Origin of the sequence: Cryobacterium sp. PH31-L1, assembly GCF_030063145.1 — a bacterium.
Taxonomy (GTDB): Bacteria; Actinomycetota; Actinomycetes; order Actinomycetales; family Microbacteriaceae; genus Cryobacterium.
In genome coordinates this window covers 78,409-97,045 of sequence record NZ_JASISM010000008.1, presented here as the reverse complement: position 1 = coordinate 97,045, position 18,637 = coordinate 78,409, and the positions used below count along the sequence as shown (strand labels likewise).

At 66.2% G+C, this 18,637-nt stretch carries 17 protein-coding genes; 5 read left to right on the top strand and 12 right to left on the bottom strand.

The window, feature by feature from the left end:
* Positions 1-26: 26 nt before the first annotated feature.
* The 7 genes from QMF22_RS15415 to QMF22_RS15385 form a co-directional block, all read right to left on the bottom strand.
* Positions 27-971: an FHA domain-containing protein gene (locus QMF22_RS15415; protein WP_283455204.1), complete on the bottom strand. Its 945-nt coding sequence runs from the start codon at positions 969-971 to the stop codon at positions 27-29.
* 2 nt (positions 972-973) lie between these two features.
* A complete protein-coding gene (locus QMF22_RS15410) occupies positions 974-1,225 on the bottom strand; it encodes a hypothetical protein (RefSeq protein WP_502846972.1) in 252 nt (83 codons plus the stop codon).
* 190 nt (positions 1,226-1,415) lie between these two features.
* Complete coding sequence (locus QMF22_RS15405) at positions 1,416-1,694, bottom strand: HPr family phosphocarrier protein (RefSeq protein WP_196843142.1); 279 nt, start codon at positions 1,692-1,694, stop codon at positions 1,416-1,418.
* A 53-nt stretch (positions 1,695-1,747) separates the two neighbouring features.
* On the bottom strand, positions 1,748-3,493 hold the full coding sequence (gene ptsP, locus QMF22_RS15400) for a phosphoenolpyruvate--protein phosphotransferase (protein ID WP_283455196.1): 1,746 nt from the start codon (positions 3,491-3,493) through the stop codon (positions 1,748-1,750).
* 109 nt (positions 3,494-3,602) lie between these two features.
* A complete protein-coding gene (locus QMF22_RS15395) occupies positions 3,603-5,609 on the bottom strand; it encodes a PTS fructose transporter subunit IIABC (RefSeq protein ID WP_283455194.1) in 2,007 nt (668 codons plus the stop codon).
* Positions 5,606-6,607, bottom strand: a complete 1,002-nt coding sequence (locus QMF22_RS15390; RefSeq protein WP_283455192.1) for a 1-phosphofructokinase family hexose kinase — start codon at positions 6,605-6,607, stop codon at positions 5,606-5,608. The genes QMF22_RS15395 and QMF22_RS15390 overlap by 4 nt, the downstream gene beginning before the upstream one ends.
* Positions 6,604-7,392, bottom strand: coding sequence for a DeoR/GlpR family DNA-binding transcription regulator (locus tag QMF22_RS15385; protein WP_283455191.1), 789 nt, complete (start codon positions 7,390-7,392; stop codon positions 6,604-6,606). Before QMF22_RS15385 ends, QMF22_RS15390 begins: the two co-directional genes overlap by 4 nt.
* A gap of 172 nt (positions 7,393-7,564) precedes the next feature.
* On the opposite strand from QMF22_RS15385, the gene QMF22_RS15380 reads away from it, so the two are divergent.
* The 5 genes from QMF22_RS15380 to QMF22_RS15360 all read left to right on the top strand — a co-directional run bounded on the left by QMF22_RS15380 (position 7,565) and on the right by QMF22_RS15360 (position 13,420).
* The gene (locus QMF22_RS15380) at positions 7,565-8,761 is read left to right on the top strand and encodes an exonuclease SbcCD subunit D (RefSeq protein WP_283455189.1); all 1,197 of its coding nucleotides are present in this window, start codon (positions 7,565-7,567) and stop codon (positions 8,759-8,761) included.
* Entirely contained in the window at positions 8,758-11,745 is a 2,988-nt protein-coding gene (locus tag QMF22_RS15375; protein ID WP_283455187.1) for an AAA family ATPase, read from the top strand. Before QMF22_RS15380 ends, QMF22_RS15375 begins: the two co-directional genes overlap by 4 nt.
* A 160-nt stretch (positions 11,746-11,905) precedes the next feature.
* On the top strand, positions 11,906-12,445 hold the full coding sequence (locus tag QMF22_RS15370) for a 5' nucleotidase, NT5C type (protein WP_283455185.1): 540 nt from the start codon (positions 11,906-11,908) through the stop codon (positions 12,443-12,445).
* 334 nt (positions 12,446-12,779) lie between these two features.
* Positions 12,780-13,127: a hypothetical protein gene (locus QMF22_RS15365; RefSeq protein ID WP_283455262.1), complete on the top strand. Its 348-nt coding sequence runs from the start codon at positions 12,780-12,782 to the stop codon at positions 13,125-13,127.
* On the top strand, positions 13,124-13,420 hold the full coding sequence (locus tag QMF22_RS15360; RefSeq protein WP_092111002.1) for a hypothetical protein: 297 nt from the start codon (positions 13,124-13,126) through the stop codon (positions 13,418-13,420). The genes QMF22_RS15365 and QMF22_RS15360 overlap by 4 nt, the downstream gene beginning before the upstream one ends.
* Before the next feature lie 35 nt (positions 13,421-13,455).
* Here the strand turns inward: QMF22_RS15360 and QMF22_RS15355 are convergent, their stop codons facing one another.
* From QMF22_RS15355 to QMF22_RS15335, 5 genes are all read right to left on the bottom strand, one after another.
* The gene (locus tag QMF22_RS15355) at positions 13,456-14,316 is read right to left on the bottom strand and encodes an amino acid ABC transporter ATP-binding protein (RefSeq protein ID WP_283455180.1); all 861 of its coding nucleotides are present in this window, start codon (positions 14,314-14,316) and stop codon (positions 13,456-13,458) included.
* Positions 14,303-14,971, bottom strand: a complete 669-nt coding sequence (locus tag QMF22_RS15350) for an amino acid ABC transporter permease (protein ID WP_283455178.1) — start codon at positions 14,969-14,971, stop codon at positions 14,303-14,305. The genes QMF22_RS15355 and QMF22_RS15350 overlap by 14 nt, the downstream gene beginning before the upstream one ends.
* Positions 14,972-14,980: 9 nt before the next feature.
* Positions 14,981-15,784 (bottom strand): amino acid ABC transporter substrate-binding protein, encoded by an 804-nt coding sequence (locus QMF22_RS15345; RefSeq protein ID WP_283455176.1) that lies wholly within the window; start codon positions 15,782-15,784, stop codon positions 14,981-14,983.
* A gap of 183 nt (positions 15,785-15,967) precedes the next feature.
* Positions 15,968-18,136: a RecQ family ATP-dependent DNA helicase gene (locus tag QMF22_RS15340; RefSeq protein WP_283455174.1), complete on the bottom strand. Its 2,169-nt coding sequence runs from the start codon at positions 18,134-18,136 to the stop codon at positions 15,968-15,970.
* The gene (locus tag QMF22_RS15335; protein ID WP_283455172.1) at positions 18,133-18,633 is read right to left on the bottom strand and encodes a DUF2087 domain-containing protein; all 501 of its coding nucleotides are present in this window, start codon (positions 18,631-18,633) and stop codon (positions 18,133-18,135) included. Before QMF22_RS15335 ends, QMF22_RS15340 begins: the two co-directional genes overlap by 4 nt.
* Positions 18,634-18,637 lie beyond the last annotated feature (4 nt).

Here is an 18,637-nt window from a genome sequence, read left to right as displayed (position 1 = left end):
CGGAGGTGCTGCACCCACGGGTCCAGTCAGCTGCGCGGCCGGGGCGGCTGCGGTTTTTGGAACGCCAGTTCGCCGCCGACGCGCCCGCCGAACGGCCGGCCGTGATCGGCGAACTCCTCCCGAAAATAGCCCATCCGCCACGGGCCCATCTCGAGGCGTGAGCCGGTGCGCAGAATCTGTCCATTGCCGATGCTGCGGCCGTCTTCGGCCGGCCGGGAACTGCCCCCGACGTCACCGATCGCGAATAACCGGTACTCGTCATTGTCATCGTGGCGAATCTCGGCGTGCAGGGGTTTCAGTCCGGGCAGCTGCAGGTCTGCGTCGGCCGACGAACCGATTGTCGTCGTTCCCTGCAGCAGGTTGAACTCCCGAGGCATCTGCCCATTCCAGTTCTCCGACCCCACGACGAAAATGAGGCGCGGGCGCCCGCTTCCCGGCGTGTAGTGCGTCGTCGTGACCCTGCGCCGACTGCGTCGGTCGAAGGTCGGCGCGAGCGGAAACACGGTCGAAGGCGGAAGCGGAATCGCGACCGGCATGCGTGCCTGACCCCGCATTCGCGCCTGCACCAGCGGGCCGAGCGCGTTTCTCGACCCGAGAACGATGTGCGGCGACCGCGTCACCAGACGTTGCGTGACGGATGCCTGTACGTCGCCCAGCCGGGCGATCAGCCCGACCGGGCCGGTGACGGACACCGTCAAGCCACGATTCGCCAACTCGCTGGCCAGTGCACGCAACGGTTCCAGGTTGAGTGCCCGGCCCTGCACGAACATTTCCGGGTTACTCGTGTAGATGGTCACATCTCTACCGTCTGCAGTGATCGTGCCTTGCATGGTGTCGGCGGCTCCAAAAGTGTCGCCGGTCGAACCGTCGGAGGAGTCATCGGACCGTGCCGATGGCTCCTCCAGCGAGAAGGCGAGATCGATGTGCAGATCGATGTTCGGGGCCGGGGGCACGCTCGCGGAGGAGCCCATGATTAGCCGCGGAAGGGATCGGAGCCGACGGATTTCTCGTCGCTCGTCGTCACACGCAGGGTGCCGTTGAACTTCCACACGGCTCGCGGAGCGTCAGGACCGATATCGCGGGGAACCTCGACGACCATATCGATGAAGCTGTAATTGATCGCTGCACCCTTACCCGTGAGATAGGACCACATTTCCTGGCCGAGGTCGGTCCAGTCCTTGATGGTGTGCTCTTCGGAGTCAGCGCCGTTCTCGACATTGCCCAGGTACGTCTGTCGTTCACTCACGATGGGATCCTTTTCATTAGCAAACAGAAATCGTGCGGGTTCCGGCGGATGGCCGTTCTCAGGTGCCTATTGCGAGACCCTGAAGATGTGCCTAGCTTAGTTATCTAGTTCCGAGTGGCAAAGGATTTTTCCGAAATGGCTCAGAATTCTCCCAGCCAGGCTTCAAGAATTACTCAGCGTCGAGGTCGGTCTCGAGAATCTTGACGAGGGAGTCGAGAGCCTCATCGGCGCCCTCACCTTCAGCCCGCAGCACCACGGTGTCGCCGTTGGAGGCGCCGAGGCTCATGATCGAGAGGATGCTCGAGGCGTCCATCGCGTCGTCGGCCGGTTCGCCGGCCATGGCGATGGTCACTTCGAGGGGCAGCTCGCCCACAGCGGCGACGAAAATTCCGGCCGGGCGAGCGTGCAGGCCGACGCGGCTGGCGATGACGGCGGTTCGTTCAGACATGGGATCCTCCAGGGGTAGGCGCGTGAAAAGTGCGGTGAAACGGGTGCGGCGGGTTAGAGACCCAGCGTGTTAAGTATGGGCAGTTTCTCGCGAACGATGCGACGGGCATCCGCTGCCGAATGCGCCGTCAGGGCCAGTTTGGCCAGCTGCTCGGCCTCGGGAAGCGTCACGCTCGCGAGCACAGCGGCGACGGCGGAGAGTGCCCGCGCGGTCATCGACAGGGTCGAGACGCCGAGGCCGACCAATACGACAGCGAGGGCGGGGTCGGCAGCAGCCTCGCCGCAGACACCGACGGGTTTGTCGTGGCCCTCGTCGCGCGATCCGGCCACGGTCAGCCGAATCAGCTGGAGTACGGCGGGCTGCCACGGTGTGTTGAGGCCGGCGAGCGGGCCGAGCTGACGATCGGCCGCCATGGCGTATTGGGTGAGGTCGTTGGTGCCGAGACTGACGAAGTCGACGTGTTCGAGAATGCTCGCGGAGGTCAAGGCGGCGGAGGGAACCTCGACCATGACTCCGGGCGTTTTCAGGCCGGCTGCGGCACAGAGGCTGGCGAAATGTTCGGCTTCCTCGGCGGTGGAGATCATCGGCGCCATCACCCAGACCTGGGCTTTCGTGCCCTCGGTGGCCTGCGCGATGGCCTGCAGCTGGCGTTCGAGCACGCCCGGGGAGGTGAAATCGGTGCGGTAGCCACGCACGCCGAGGGCCGGGTTGGGCTCGGAGGCATCGGTCAGAAATGGCAGTGGCTTGTCGGCGCCGGCATCAAGCGTGCGCACGACCACCTTCTTGCCTGGGAATGCGTCGAACACGCCGCGATAGGCCTCGACCTGTTCGGCGATGGTGGGTTCGGTGTCGCGTTCCAGAAAGCAGAATTCGGTGCGCAGCAGCCCGACGCCCTGGGCGCCGGCAGCTGCGGCCTTGACCGCATCCTTCGCGCCACCGACATTGGAAAGCAGCGGTACCAGGTGGCCGTCCTTCAGCCGCCCGGTGCCGTCGAACACGGCGAGGGCGGCCGTAGTGGTCTCCCATGCCTTCGCGAGGGCCACCTGGTCAGCGCTGGGGTCGACCAAGATGGTTCCGGCAGCTCCGTCGACGAAGACCCGGGTGCCGTCAGTGAGAGAGTCGACCCCCACGGCGGCGACCACGGCCGGCAGCCCGAGGGCGCGAGCAATGATGGCCGTGTGCGACTGCGGCCCGCCGCTCGAGGTGACGAGGGCCAGGACCTTCGCCGGGTCGAGAGTAGCGGTGTCGGCCGGCGCGAGGTCCTCGCCGACCAAAATGAACGGGGTGTCCGAGTAGGGGATTCCCGGGGCGGGAACGCCGCGCAGTTCGGCGACGATGCGCCCGCGCACGTCCAGAACATCGGTCGCGCGCTCGGCCATGTAACCGCCGAGGTTGTGCAGCATCTCGGCCACCGATGCGGCGGCGTCCCAGATGGCGCGTTCCGCGGAGGCGCCGTTGGTGATGAGCTTGACGGCGGCCTTCACCAGCATGGGGTCGTTCGCCATCAGCGCTGTGGCCTCCAGCACCTCCCGGCCGGCGCCTGAGGCCCCGGCCGAGCGAGCGGTGAGGTGGGTCTGCACGGCCTTCGCCGCGGTGCGTAGCAGAGCGGATGCGTCCTCCACGCTGGTTCCCGCAGCCAGCTGCTCGCCGACTGCGGGTTCACGTACAGCTTGAGGCATCAGCAGGATGGAACCGATGATGCGTCCGGGGCTGACTCCGACACCGGAGAAGGTGCGGCCGGTCTCGGCCTGATCTGCTGGTGCCTGGCCTGTATCGGCACTGCCTGAAAGCGTCTGCACGATCATCCTCGATTCCTTTTTCCAGCATTCGGCTGGCGTCACTGTACTGCGGAACTGCGGTCGCGCGTGTCGTTTGGGCTGCGCTGGTTCGCGCGGCGCCGGCGCCGGATCAGGCGTTGACGAGCACGGCTTCCGGAGCGTCAACCGGACGCTTGCGCACGGCGTAGCGCTTGAGTCCGACAACGGCAAACGCTGATACAACAGTACCGATCGCGATTGCGAGCAGGAACAACCAGAAGTTGTCGATCGCGAAGAACACGAACACGCCTCCGTGCGGTGCCTTGCTCGTGATGTTCCAGGCCATCGACAGTCCACCGGTGACTGCGGCGCCGAGCATGCTGGCCGGAATCACGCGGAAGACATCGGCGGCGGCGAACGGAATGGCACCCTCGGAGATGAAGGAGAGTCCGAGCAGCCAGGCCGCTTTGCCGTTCTCCCGCTCAGCGAGGCTGAACAGCTTGCGGTCGACCACGGTGGCCAGGGCCATCGCGAGCGGCGGCACCATGCCGGCGGCCATGACCGCGGCCATGATCTGCCACGGTGCCTGGTTGGCGAGGGTGGCCGCGCCGAGGCCGGCGACGGCGAAGGCATAGGCCACTTTGTTGACCGGGCCGCCGAGGTCGAAGGCCATCATGAGGCCGAGAATGACACCGAGAATCACGGCGGACGCCCCGGTCATACCGTTCAGCCAGTCGCTGAGGCCCACGGTCAGCAGAGCGATCGGGCCGCCGAGCACGATGAACATCAACCCCGAGGCGACGATCGATGCGATCAGCGGAATGATGACGACGGGCATCAGGCTGCGCAACCACCGTGGAACGTTGATTTTGGCGATGTTGACCGCGACGACACCGGCGAGCAGTCCGCCGACGATGCCCCCGAGGAACCCGGCACCCATGAATCCGGCCACGGCACCCGCGACGAAGCCTGGAGCGATGCCGGGGCGATCGGCGATGGCGAAGGAGATGTAGCCGGCCAGCGCGGGAACCAGGAAGCCCATCGACAGGGCGCCGATCTTGAAGAAGACCGCTCCCAGATAGATGTTCAGGCCCCCGTCGGGAAGGTTGAACAGGCTGTTGTTCAGCACGACTGCATCGGCAACCTTGGTGATCTCGAAGCCGCCGAGGGCGAAGCCGAGGGCGATCAGCAGGCCTCCGCCGGCGACGAATGGAATCATGTAGCTGACACCGGTGAGCAGGGCTCGCTTGAGCTTTTGGCCCAGGTGCTCACTCTTCTCCTCTGACGAGCCGCCGAGGTCAACGGTGCCGCTGACGCGACGGGCGTTCGGGTTGAGCGCGGCCGCGAGGGCCTCCTCGATCAACCGACCGGGTTCGTCGATGCCGCGCTTGACCGGGGCGTTGATAACGGGAAGGCCGGCGAAGCGTTCCCGGCCGCGCACGTCGACGTCGACGGCGAAGATGACGGCGTCGGCCGCGGCGATGACGGTGGGGTCGAGTGGAGTGAGTCCGGCCGAACCCTGGGTCTCGACCTGCAGGTCAACACCGACGGCCTTGGCGGCGGCCACGAGGGAGTCAGCGGCCATGTAGGTGTGGGCGATGCCGGTGGGGCAGGCGGTGACGGCGACGATGCGCTTCATGCCGGTCCTTGCCGGGCCGGTACCGGCGTTCGCGTTTTCGCCGGCGTGGGCGCCAGCGGCGACGGGCACGGGGGCGACGACATTAGTGACGAGCTCGACGATCTGCTGCGAGGTCGACGCGTCCCGCAGAGCGGCGGTGAAATCCTTCTTCATGAGCGACCGGGCCAGCTTGGCGAGAATCTTCAGGTGCTCCTGGTCGGCACCCTCCGGTGCCGCAATGAGAAAGACCAGGTCGGCCGGGCCGTCCTGGGAACCGAAATCGACCGGGGTCGACAAACGGGCCAGGGCCAGCGTGGGCTCCAGCACGGCCGTGGAACGGCAGTGCGGAATGGCGAGGCCACCCGGGATGCCGGTGGCGGTCTTCGCTTCGCGGGCCAGGGCATCCGCGTAGAGAGATCCGATCTCGGTGGCCCGGCCGGCGCCGACGACGAGCTCGGCCAGGTGCCGAATGACGTCTTTCGGCTCGGTACCGAGATAGGTGTCCAGAGCAACGAGCTCCGGGGTAATCAGTGCACTCACTGGTCATCCTCCTTTGGATGTGTGGCCGATACCGACCGCAGAGCGGGTATCAGGGCAAGGTCCGTCACGGTGACGGCGTTGGGGTTGGTTTGGTGCAGGGCGGGAACAGTGGAACCGGGCATGGAGGCGGCGGCGGCGCCGTGGGCGGCGGCCTGGCGCAGGCAATCGGGGGCACTCGCGCCGAGGTTGCTTTGCAGCAGATAGCCGGCCAGAGCCGAGTCGCCGGCGCCGACGGTGCTGACGGCCCGCATCGGGGGAGTGGTGGCGAGCCAGCTGCCCTCGGCGGTGACGAGCACGGCGCCCTTCGCGCCGAGGGTGGCCAGCACGGCACCGACGCCGCCGGCGATGAGAACGCGGGCCGCGTCGACGACGAGATCGGGGTTTGCTTCGAGCGTGTCGCCGTCGAAGAGGCCGCTCAGCTCGGCGAGTTCCTCACCATTGGGCTTGAGCAGATCGGGGTGGGCCAGAGCTGCCGCGGCGAGCGGGCCACCGGAGGAGTCCACGGCGACTCTCGGCGCCTGGCTGCCGAGTCGGGTGCGCAGCTCGCCGATGATGCGCGCGTAGAAGTCGTCGGGCACGCCGGGGGGGACCGATCCGGCCAGCACCAGCCAGCTCGCGCCGACCGACTGTTCCAGAATGAGTTCCACCAGGGCATCCTGCTGGGCGAGGCTCAGTACGGGACCGGGTTCGTTGAGCTTGGTCGTCGTGCCGTCGGGTTCGGTGATCGCCACGTTGCTGCGCAGCGGCTTGCCGATCGGCAGGCCGAGGTGCGGAATTCGCTGGCTGGTCAGGGCCAGCAGCACAGGGTCGTCAGCGTCGCCGGGCAGAATGGCGAGGCTCGCGATACCGCTGGCTTCGAGGGCACGGCAGATATTGACGCCCTTGCCGCCGGGCTCGCCGTGGGCGGCGACGGCCCGCTGCACCTCGCCGCGCTCGAGCGGTCCGGCCAGCTCGATGGTGCGGTCGAGGCTCGGATTGGGAGTCAGCGTGACGATCATGCGATCACCACGTCGACGTCGGCTGCCGCCAGTGCGGCAGTGAGGGCAGCGGATGGCGCAGCATCCGTTATCAGGGTGTCGATATCGGCCAGGGCGGCAAAGCAGACGAGAGTTTCCTGGTCGAGCTTGCTGGAATCGGCGAGCACAACAACGCGCCGGGCGCACCGGACGATGGCCGATTTGACGGCCGCTTCGACCGAGTCCGGGGTGCTGAGGCCGAAGGTGTCGCTGATGCCGTTGGCGCCGATGAAGGCGATGTCGGGGCGCAGCGCGCCGAGCTGTGCGACGGTCCCTGCACCCACGATGGCGCTGGTCAGGCCGCGTACGCGCCCGCCGAGAATATGCAGCTGGATCGCCTCGTTGCGGCTGAGCTTGCCGGCGATCGGCACAGCGTTGGTGATCACGAGGAGCTGGTCGCCGGCAACGGCAGGGGTGAAGCCAGCCAGAAGATCGGCGAGGCGCTCGGTGGTGCTTCCGGCGTCGAGCACGATCGAACCGGTACGGCTGGCCGGAACCAGGCGCATGGCGGCGTCGGCGATGCGCGACTTCTCGTCGAGGCGCTGGGTCTGGCGCTCATCGAGGCTCGGCTCCGACAGGCTGAGTCGATCGATGGCGACGGCACCGCCGTGCACGCGACGCAGCTGGCGGGCAGCCTCGAGGGTGTCAAGGTCGCGGCGCACAGTTTCGGCGGTGATGGCGAAGCGCGCGGCCAGGTCGGTCACGGTGACCCGGCCCTGCGTTGCCACGAGTGCCGCGATCAAGAGTTGACGTTCTTCGGCGAACACGATTGCCTCCTCGACGATGAGTGATCTAAGTCACGAAGTTGGTTTCATTGACTTTAGCTGTGTTTATTTTTGTTTGTCAAGAAAAAAGAAGAGAAACAAAGAAATATCAGTGCACAGCGTAAGCGGATGCTGCCGGTCGGGCATGTCGGTGGGCCCCGGTAGCGTTATCGGTATGAAGATTCTGCACACCTCGGACTGGCACATCGGGCGCACCTTTCATACCCATTCCACGCTCGAGCACCTCGGTCTCGTGCTGGACGCACTGGTTGCGGTGGTGGCGGAACGCGGTGTCGACGTGGTGGCCGTCGCGGGTGATGTCTTCGATTCCGCAATGCCCTCCAAAGAGAGCTACGCGCTGCTGACCGACACGCTGCGGCGGTTGAAAGAGGCCGAGGCATCCGTTGTCATGACGAGCGGTAATCACGACTCGGCTACCCGCCTCGGGTTCCAGTCGGAGTGGGCGGCGCTGGCCGGCATTCACATCGTGACCCGGCCCGAGCAATACGCCTCACCCGTCACCATCATCGACGAGCACGGCCCGGTGTATTTCTATGGCATCCCCTATCTGGAGCCGGCACTCATTCGCCACCTGCACCCCGGGGTGCCGCTGAAAACGCACGAACAGGTGCTCGACTTCGCCATGACCCGCATTCGCGACGACCTGGCGCTGCGTCTCGCTGAGGGCGGCCGTGGTGGCCGCAGCGTCGTGCTCGCGCACTGTTTTGCGGCCGGCGTCGCCCCGGCCACCGAGTCGAGCGATGTGGAGCGCGATATCACCGCCGGCGGGCTCGACGTCGTACCGCTGTCGGTGTTCGACGGCTGCGACTACGTCGCGCTCGGCCACATCCACGGCCGGGCCACTCTCACCGAGCGGGTGCGCTACTCCGGCGCACCGCTGCACTATTCCTTTGGCGAGGCCGGCAAGCCGCGCGGTGCCTGGCTGGTCGAAATCGGCGCCGACGGACTGTGCTCCGGCGCTGGTGCCGTCGAGTGGATCGAACTGCCCGTTCCCCGTCGGCTCGCGGTGCTCACCGGCGAACTCGCCGATCTGCTCGCTGACGAGGCGTACGCCGAGAACGAGGGCGACTGGGTGAAAGCCATTCTCACCGACCAGGTGCGTCCGCTCGACGCCATGCGGGCGCTTCAAAGCCGATTTGCCCACGCCGTGACGCTCGAGCACCGCCCCGCAATCACTCTCGAAGCGGATCGCTCCACCTACGCCGAGCGCATTCGCGCGGCCACGGGTGACCCCGAGATTGTGGCTGGCTTCCTGTCGTTCGTACGCAACGGAGTTGGTCCCAGCGAGTTTGAACGAGCGTTGGTCGCAGAACTGCTGAACGAACAAAATGCGAAACAGGTGAACGCATGAAGATCAAGCGACTGCGCCTGGCCGGCTTCGGGCCATATAAGACTGAACAAGTTGTCGATTTCGAACGTTTCGATGCGGACGGCATATTTCTCATCACAGGCAAGACCGGCGCCGGCAAGTCCAGTATTCTCGACGCCATCTGTTTCGCTCTGTATGACAGGGTGCCGCGGTTTCCCGACGGAAAACAGCCGCTGCGTAGCGATTACTGCGAGCCCGATGATTCCACCTTTGTCGAACTCGACTTCAGCCTGCGCGGGCGTGACTACCGTGTGCTGCGCAGCCCGGAGTACGAGCGAGCTAAGAAGAAGGGCACCGGAACCACCACTGCAGCCGCCACTGCTGTGCTTTATGTATTGCACGGCACTGAATGGCGGGCACATGCGGCCAAGGTGCAAGCCGTCGGCCTGGAACTGAGCGCGATCCTGCCCCTGAAGGCCGACCAATTCCTCCAGGTGATCCTGCTCGCCCAAAACCGGTTCCAATACTTTCTGCTGGCAAAGACCGATGAACGCCGTGCCGTGCTGCGCACCTTGTTCGGGACGACCCGCTTTGAGCAACTGGAAACCGCGCTCGTGCAGCGCCGCAGATCACTCGACGACCGGCTCGCTGACGTGCAGCGTGACATCGCCGAACACACCACCGCTGCCATGCATCAGCTCCAGCTTTCTGAACTGACCGTCGCCGCCGACCTGGGCTGGTTTCAGGGCGCCATGGCGGGCCTGAACCGCGCACTCGACGCCGCGGCAGAGGAGTCGGCCAGTGCGGCTGCTTTGCTGTCTGAAGCGACGGCCGAGCACCGCGCGGCCACGGAGACTAAGCGGCGTCAGGGCCGCCGCGCCGTCGCCGACACCGCTCTCGCCGCCCTCGACGGACTTCGGGCCGAGGTCGAGGAAGAACGCAGCACCCTGCTGCGGGCCGCCCGGGCGGCCCGGGTCTGGCCGCACATTCGCAGCAGCCGGGCCGCGACTGCCGACTGGCAGGCCGCTCTGGCCGCTGAATCCTCGGCGCGGGTTGCCTGGCTGCCGTTCGGCGACAGCCGCGCCGGTGTCAGCGGCAGCACGGTGCCGAGCGAGTCCGAGCCGGCGCTGCGCCCGATCATGGACGCCCTGGTGAGACGTCTCGGAGCGCTCGCGGAGGTACTCGCGGAAGAAAAACAGCTCCCCATCCTGAACCACGAGATCACCGCTCTGTTCGACGTGCTCACCGGCCACACAAATGGTTTGATGCGTGCGCAGAGGCGCATCGATGAGCTGCCGCAGCAGATCGACTTCGTCAGCGAGCAACTCGCCGCTGCAACCCTCGCAGCCTCCAGCGAGACCGAGGCGGACGACGCTGTGCGCCGGTCCGACGCCGCGTTCACTGCCGCCGAAAACGTGGTGTCGTTGCAGACCGAGCTGGCCGGTGCAGGCGCGCAACTGCTCGACCGCAGTCGGGACAACACTGCGGCCGCCGCTGACTACGAGGCCCTCGTGACCCGCAGGTTTGCCGGGCAGGCGTCTGAACTGGCCAGCCGCCTCGTCGATGGTGTGCCCTGTGCGGTCTGCGGGTCAGCCGTGCACCCCGCTCCCGCGATAGCGGAGGGCGAGCCGGTCAGCGTAGCCGACATCAACGCGGCCCGACAGCAGATGCAGAGCCAGCAGCACGAACTCGCCGATGCCCAGGAGACCCAGGCCATCCTGACGAATCGTCTCGGGCAGGCGCTGGCGCTGGCCGGTCAACGAAGTGTCGACGAGCTCCGCGCCGAAGGCGTGGCCGCCCGGGCCCGGTTGGCCACCTCGCGCACAGCTGCCGACCTGGTCGGTGGGCTTCGGCAGGAACAGGCCGACCTGCGGGACGCCCAGGCCGGCGCACGAGCCGCGGTGGTGAGCCTCCGGGCGGCACGCGATACTGCGGCAGATACCCACAGCGAACGGTCTGGTCAGCGTGACCTGGTCATGGCCCGTGTGGGAGCGCAGCGTGGAGATCGCGATACCGTGACCGATCAGGTGCGCGCCCTGCAGCAGGAGCTCGACTGCGCTCGCGCCCTGGACGACGCCCTCGTGCTCAGTCAGCAGCGCGCCGACGCTCGTGATGCGGCCGACCTTGACCTCGCGAGTCAGCTAGCGGAGCACGCTTTTGAAGACGAGGAGGCGGCTGCCGGGGCGCTGCTCGATGAGCGCCAGACCGTGCAGCTGGTGAACGACGTGCGGTCCTATGACGACCAGCGTGCAGCGGCCCTGGCGGCAGTGGCAGATCCTGAGCTGATTGATCTTGCGCCAGATCCGGTCGATCTTGAGCCCTCCCGGCTGGCCTTCGAAGCCGCGGGCGGCGCGCGTGATGACGCTGTGGGCGCACACAGCTCACTCGCCGAACGTGCCGGCCAGCTGGACGTGCTCGTGCAGGGCGTCACCACGCGATTCGCGGCATCCGCTGAGCTGCTCGACGAACACTCCCGGGTACGAGGCCTGGCCGACGTCGTGCAGGGCGACGAACCGAACACGAAACGGATGCGGCTGGAGACTTACGTACTGGCGGCCCAGCTGGAAGAGATCGTCGTGGCGGCCAACCTGCGGCTGCGCACGATGACCAGCGGGCGGTACGCCCTCGAACACGACGACTCCCGAGCGAAGGGCGGTGCTCGGTCGGGACTGGGGCTGGCGATCCGCGATGAGTTCACCGGTCGATCCCGGGCGACTCACTCGCTGTCGGGTGGCGAGACGTTCCTGGCCTCTCTCGCCCTCGCGCTCGGCTTGGCCGAGGTGGTGACCGCGCAAGCTGGCGGAATCACCCTCGACACCCTGTTCGTCGACGAGGGTTTCGGCTCGCTCGACAGCGAGACCCTCGAGACGGCCATGAGCACCCTGGATACCCTGCGCGCCGGCGGACGCACGATTGGCCTGATCAGCCACGTCGACTCCATGAAAGAGCAGATCCCGGCGACCCTGCGAATCTCGGTCACCGACCAGGGCTACAGCCGAATCGAGGCCCACACACACGTCGAATGACCGTTCGTCGGCGGTGCGGAATCGTTCCCGGACCGTCCAAGCGCCGTTCGAGGCCACCGCGCTGACCACAAGTGGTGGGCTTCAGCCATTGCCCATCCGCGGTGAGCCTGTCACGATCGGAGCGTTGCCGCAACGAAGCGAGCTGCGCCAGGGAGCCCGAATGAAAAAGATCCTGTATATCGACCTCGACAACACCCTCGTCAACGTGCAATCGGGGATCGACCGACTCACCAACGCCGAGTACATCCGTTATGAGAAGCGGCTCGACGAGGTGCCGGGTGTATTCGCCCGTATGGAGCCGATCAGCGGTGCCCTTGACGCGTTTCACACCCTCGCCCAATCGTTTGACACTTACATTCTGTCGATGGCACCGTGGGGAAATGCGAGTGCCTGGCAGCACAAGCTCGAGTGGGTGCAGGAGCACTTGGGAGCGGATGCCGGAGGGCCGGCCTACAAGAGGCTCATTCTCTCGCACCACAAGCACCTCAACCGCGGCGACTTTCTGGTCGACGACGGATTGGCCGTTGGCGCTGACCGGTTCGAGGGCGAACTGATCAAATTTCTCACCCCGCTCTTTCCCGACTGGAACACGGTGACCCGCTACCTGCTCGAGCGTGCCGACACCGATTCATCCCCGACGAGCGAGCCCTATTCTCGGCACCGTCCGCCGCTGCAGCGCGGGGCTGCGCTGCACCGCTGACCGCGTATTCCACGGGCGTCGTGTTGATCCAAATGGCATAACCCGATTTTGCTCAGCGCACAAGAAAACAGGTGAATTTGGCACTTGAGCAGGGGCGATCGTCGTTGTATATTTATCCTGCTTAGACCAGTCCGATCGCCCTGCCGACCGGACTGGTCTTTCCTTGTCGGCCCTCTCTACCAGCGACTCGCGGCGCATCATACATGGTCCTGATCTCTTGACTAGGGGTTTACCCACATGTAAATCTGGGGTAATCTCACTTTCAGACAGGCACGGATCGGTCCCGGTGGTTTACCGGGGGCGGGACGGGCCACCAGATGATTGGGTGAAGACGATGGTGGAACTGAAGAAGATGACGGAACTCAAGTCGGATTTCATTCCGATGGGCGAGGTCAGTGCCGACGAGCGCTCGCGAATGGCGTTTGGCAAAGCGGGTGTGCACCGCGACGATCGTTACGCTGTGGCCGTTAATGCCGAGGGTGAAATTCTGCTGACCCCTCTCGTGTCCATCCCGCGTCGTGAGCTCCTGGTCTGGGACGATGAAGGTATCCGCGCCGCCCTGGTGCGCGGACTCGAGCACAGCAGCAAGGACGAGACGAGCGAGGGTGGCGACTTCACCCGGTACGCCGATGAGGAACACTCGGTCGACGAGTCGGCCACGCCCGCCGAGCCCCAGTCATGAGTTTCACGCTCCTTCTCACGAGGGAAGCGGCATCGGGACTGTCCATTCTCGAGACAAAACCACAACTGGTCGGCCGCCTCAAACGTGTGCGCACGGCACTCGGCCGCCTCCAGCTGAATCCCGACGACCCCGCGTTGCGCTCGCACAAATATGTGTCGCTCGCTGGCAAGAAGGGGGAAGCCGTGTGGGACTCCTATATAGAGCACCGCACGCCTACGGCCGGGCGCATCTACTGGCACTACGGTCCCGGGCTTGATCGCATCACCGTTGTGATCATCACGCCGCACCCGTAGCGGGTGCCGCGCCTGCACACATCGGCTGCTCCGCTCTAGAAAGGGTGGAGCAGCCGGTGCAGGAACTGGCGGGTGCGTTCCTGTTGGGGGTGCCGCAGCAGCTGCTTCGGGTCGCCGTGCTCGACGATCGTGCCGCCGTCGACAAAGGCGATCTCGTGCGCGACCTCGCGGGCGAATTCGAGCTCGTGAGTGACGATGACCATGCTCCAGCCTTCGTCGGCCAGCTCCTTGATCAGGCGTAGCACGTCGCCGACGAGTTCGGGGTCGAGAGCGGATGTCGGCTCGTCGAATAAAAGCAGCTGTGGTCGCAGCGCCAGCGCGCGCACGATGCCGACACGCTGCTGTTGCCCGCCGGAAAGTTCGAACGGGTAGCTGTCACGTTTGTCGCTGAGGCCGACCCGCTTCAGCAGGGCGATCGCTTCCGCGGTCACCTCGGCGACCGGGCGGCGCTGCACGACGATAGGTCCCTCGATCACGTTCTGCAGCACGGTCTTGTGAGGAAACAGGTTGTAGTGCTGAAACACCATGGCGGATCGGTCGCGCAGGCCGGCGAGCTGCTTTGGTGAGGTCTTCGCGGCGAAATCAAGGGTCACGGGCACGGCGGTGGCTCCGCGTCCGGGCGTCCGACCGGTACCGGGTCGGTCAACATGGGCGGCTGCCACGACCCCGATCGTGCCGCCGTCGGGCAGTTCGAGCCCGTTCAGGCAGCGCAGAATTGTGGTTTTTCCCGAGCCGGACGGACCGATCAGGGCGAGCACCCGGCCGCGACCCACCGTGAGGTCCACCGATTCCAGCACGCGGTTGGTGCCGAAACTTTTCTGCAGGCCGCGCACGCGGAGTAGTGGAACAACGGGCTCGGCCGCAGGATCTGCGGCCGGAAGATCAGCGGGCGACATAGCGGTCCAATCGTCTCTCGAGAAAACCCTGGCCGGTGGAGAGCACCAAGCAGATGACCCAGTAGATGAGGGCTGCTTCGAGATAGAGCAGCATGAACTTATTGCTGAACGCAGCCACTTGCTGCGCCTCGCGGAACAATTCGGTGACCAGGATCAGCGAGGCCAGCGAGGTGTCCTTGACCAGGCTGATGAATGTGTTCGACAGCGGCGGCACCGATACCCGAGCTGCCTGCGGCAGGATGATGCGGGTGAGGGCACGCCGGTGCGACATGCCGATCATGTAGGCGGCTTCCCACTGGCCCTTGGGCACCGAGAGAATTGCGGCGCGAATGACTTCGGCTGCATACCCGCCGACGTTGATCGAAAAGGCCACCACGGCGCTCGGCCATGGATCGATCGTCACGCCGATCGACGGCAGGCCGTAGAAGATCACGAACAACTGCACGAGCAGCGGGGTGCCGCGAACGATCGAAATGTAGCCGCGGGCGATTCCGGAGATCCAGTGCCTGGTCGACAACCGCATGAGAGCGAGCACGAGCGCGAGAACGAGACCGATCGCGAACGACGTCAGGGCAAGCGGAATCGTGCCACGTATGGCGCCGTCGAGCATCGGCCAGAACGAGCTGAAGAATAACTCCCAATCAGGCTGGATCATCGATGAGCGTTACTGGCTGACGTCGGCGCCGAAGTACTTGTCGGAGAGCTCGGCGAGCGTTCCGTCGGCCTTGAGGGTCGCGAGGGCTGCGCTCACGGCGTCGGCCAGCGCGGTGCCGTCCTTCGCGAAGGCGAAGGCGCTTTCCGAACGGTCTTCGGTCTCCGCCGCGATCTTCAGGTTGTCGGCGCCGTTGGACTTCTGGTAGTCGAGAAAGGTGAGTTTGTCGTTGACTGTGGCATCGACCCGACCCTGTTCGACCAGGGCGACCGACTGGGCCCAGCCCTCGACTCCTTCGACGGTCGCGCCGCTTTCGGTGGCCAGGGCGTTCCAATTGCTGGTGAGGGACTGCGCCGTGGTCAAGCCCTTGAGGCTCGCGAACGACGTGATTGACGTGTTGTCGGTGGGAACCACGATGACTCCGGTGGAGTAGGTGTACGGCGTGGAGAACTTGTACGATTCCAGGCGGTCCGGGGTTATCGATACCTGGTTGGCAATGGTGTCCCAGCGGCCGGCGGTGAGGCCGGCGAAGATGGCGTCCCACTGGGTCTCTTCGAATTTCGCTTCGACGCCGAGCTCGTCGGCAACGGCGCGGGCTACCTCGACGTCGTAGCCGGTGAGGTCGCCCGAACCGTCTTCGTGGAACGAGAACGGCCGGTAGGTGCCTTCGGTGCCGATGGTGAGGGTACCGGAGTCGAGCACGCTGCTGAGCGAGTCGTCGGTGCCGGTTGCGCTGTCCGCTGCGGGGGCGGAGCAGCCGGTAAGGGCGAGGGCAGCGATCGACAGGACGGCAGCGGGAATGAATCTGAGCTTCATGAAAGAAATGCCTAACGAACTCGTTGGGGCCGGCGCGGGTTATGCGGGCACTGCCCCAGAATGTGCGGAGGCCGCGGGTAGCGGCATCCCCAGAGTAACAAGGCGCTGGTTGCCGGGAATATTCCGGTTACGTTCAATGAAGCCGCGTACTCGGCCGATCTGTCGGGCCGCTCAGACCGCCGGCTAGGAACGCACGGCGAGGGCGAACGGCAGTACCGCCGAAGCTCCGTGCTGGCGCAACACCCGGCTGGCCACGGTCACGGTCCACCGACTGTCGACCAGGTCGTCGATGAGCAGAATGGGGTGGCCGGTGAATGGGGCAAGGGCCTGGGCCAGCTCCGGGCCCACAGTGAAGCGGTCCCACACGCTCGACAGGCGGTAGGCGCTGTTGCCGCCCGACTCGCCGGTGGGGCCGCCGTTGGCCCAACTCAGGGCGCCGAGCCAGGGCAGCCGGCCGACATTAGCGAGTGACTCTGCCACGGAGTCAATGAGAAACGGATGCCGCCGCGACGGCACCACGACGATGGCCGCCGGCCGCTGTGCCCAGCCCCACTCGGCGAGCACGCGCACACAGGCGGCCAGCATGGCCGGCGGGGCGGCGGCATCCGCTGCCTGCGTCTCGAACAAGTCGCGTAGGGGACCACCCCAGCCGAGGTCGGTCAGTCGGGCCAGCGCGCGGCCGGGCTCGGCGCGATCGCTAAGCGCAATCTTGCCGGTGGCCGCAACACCGAGGCTGCTCATGCCGGTGGGCCACTGGGCGCGCACGTCGATGGCGACGCCGACCCGGTCGAGCGATTGCGCAGCCGTGGCGGCGGCACCCTCAGCTACCTCACTTGAATACCAGATGCCCTGGCAGTTGTCGCAGCGACCGCAAGCCACGGCGGTGTCGTCGTCGAGGGCGCGCTGCAGAAATTCCATGCGGCAGCCGGTGGTGCTCTCAAATTCGAGCATGGCCCGCTGCTCGCCGAGCCGGGCGGCCGCGATGCGTTCGTAGCGCTCTTGGTCGTAGACCCACGGCCGCCCGGTGGACTGCCAGCCGCCCTTGACCCGGTGTACGGCGCCGTCCACGTCGAGCACCTTGAGCAGTAGCTCGAGCGGGGTACGCCGAAGGTCGACCCTGGCCTCGAGCGCCGGCGTCGACAGGGGCGCGCCGGCGGCTTCGAGAGCACCGATCACGGCGAGGGCCTTGGCCTGATTGGGCATCGAGGCGGTGGCGAAATAGTGCCAGATCGCCTCGTCTTCGGCACCCGGAAGCAGCAGCACGTCGGCCGACGCTGTGGCACGGCCAGCACGACCGACCTGTTGGTAGTAAGCAACGGGGGAGGACGGCGCGCCCAGGTGCAGCACGAAACCGAGGTCGGGCTTGTCGAATCCCATGCCGAGGGCGCTCGTGGCGATCAGCGCCTTCACCTGGTTGGTTTTGAGCAGCCCCTCGGATTCCTCCCGTTCGGCTGTGTCGGTCTGGCCGGTGTATGCGCGCACCGCGTGACCGGCTTCGCGGAGCAGCCGCGCGGTGTCCTCGGCGGCCGCGACCGTGAGGGTATAAATGATGCCGCTGCCCGGCAAATCACCGAGGTGGCTCAGTAGCCAGGCCAGCCGGGCCCGTGAATCGGGCAGGCGCAGCACCCCCAGCCGCAGGGACGACCGGGCGAGCGGGCCGCGAATGGTGACGACCTCGACCGTTCCCGCCGTGCTCTCTGCGGTGTCGGCGCCGGTGCCGGCGCCGTCAAAACCGGTGGCGACCATACCGACCTGCTCCGCGACATCTTGCACGACCCGGCTGTTGGCGGTGGCCGTGGTGGCGAGCACCGGCACGCCGGCGGGCATCTGGGCGATCAGATCGCGCAGGCGGCGGTAGTCCGGGCGAAAGTCGTGGCCCCAGTCGGAGATGCAGTGCGCCTCATCGACCACGAGCAGGCCCACCCGAGCGATGAGGGCGGGCAGCTGCTCATCGCGAAAGGACGGGTTGTTGAGTCGTTCGGGTGACACCAGCAGCACATCGACCTCGTCGGCGTCGAGCAGGAGCCGCACATCGCTCCACTCGTGCGCGTTCGACGAGTTGATGGATACCGCCCGCACCCCGGCCCGGGCGGCAGCGGCGACCTGGTCGCGCATCAGCGCAAGCAGCGGCGAGACCAGAATGGTCGGGCCGGCGCCCTGGCGTCGAAGCAGCAGGGTGGCCACAAAATACACGGCCGATTTGCCCCATCCGGTGCGCTGCACCACGAGGGCTCGGCGGCGGTGGTCGACCAGTGTTTCAATCGCCTCGAACTGCCCGTCGTGAAAGTCTGCGTCTTCTCGCCCTACGAGGGTGCGCAGAATGGCCAGAGCGGATGCGCGCGTGTCGGTCATCCCTCAAGGGTGCCAGATGCCGCCGACACTTCGGGGCGCTGCACGACTTGGTAGATCGCGCCATCCGGCGTGCGAGAGACCAGCCCGGCGTCGACGAGGTGTCGCCGCAGGGTGACCACGTCGTCGACGACCACCGTGAGACGGATGCCCAACTCGCGTTCCGACATCCGCCCTGGTGGCAGCGCCGCAGCAACCCAATTCAGAATCTCGTCACGATCAGGCTGCTTCGCCGGGTATTGCTCTATCCGCCCGTTTCGAATGAACCGTTCCGTGCCCTCGCGCCGCACTTCGGGTGTGCTCTCCAGGAGTTCACCGAACACCGCGGTGACGGCATTACCGTCAGCATCGAGCAAACCGGCATCCTGGAGCGCGGCGGCGGCCTTCGCTCGTTTGGATTCGGCCAGTTCGGCAGACCCCTCAAGCACCGCAGCGGCCCACACCGCCCTGCGATCGGGGTGGGCGAGTGCAGCGACGACGCGGCGCCATTGGTTAGCCATATCC